Below are 463 nucleotides of genomic sequence, written 5' to 3'. Positions count from 1 at the left end.
AAAGAGCAACTCACAATTTTTACCTTAGCCTGATCCGTTACCAGTGAAAGTAACGTTCAGTCTATCTTTCTATCACATACCCAAATTTTTAAAGAACGAACTAGTCAAAGACTAGAAATCAACATTCATCATCGTCTTGATGGAATGCTCATTTCTAAGCTTTATACAATCAGAAGCAGTAGTGGTGGAGCCAAACGGGATCGAACCGTTGACCTCCTGCGTGCAAGGCAGGCGCTCTCCCAGCTGAGCTATGGCCCCGTATTTTCTACAGGTTTCCCACACAAAATTGGTGGGTCTGGGCAGATTCGAACTGCCGACCTCACCCTTATCAGGGGTGCGCTCTAACCAACTGAGCTACAGACCCAATTTCGAGCTGCTAAGGCCGACCTCACCCCGCTCTTAACCACAGAGCATGGAGTGCGCTCCAACCAACAAAGCTACAACCCTTCAGGCTGCTTCTTTT

The 463-nt window shown here is 47.5% G+C and carries 2 tRNA genes; both read right to left on the bottom strand.

The features are described 5' to 3' along the window. Positions 1-182: 182 nt before the first annotated feature. Positions 183-258, bottom strand: a tRNA-Ala gene (locus ACM6I6_RS26195). Between the two features lie 29 nt (positions 259-287). Beyond that, positions 288-364 (bottom strand) — tRNA-Ile (locus ACM6I6_RS26190). Positions 365-463: the final 99 nt, after the last annotated feature.

Origin of the sequence: Pseudomonas sp. IT-P218 (assembly GCF_949767605.1) — a bacterium.
GTDB classification, from domain to species: domain Bacteria; phylum Pseudomonadota; class Gammaproteobacteria; order Pseudomonadales; family Pseudomonadaceae; genus Aquipseudomonas; species Aquipseudomonas putida_AE.
The sequence above is the reverse complement of the archived record's forward strand: the minus strand, read 5'-3'. Positions and strand labels throughout refer to the sequence as shown.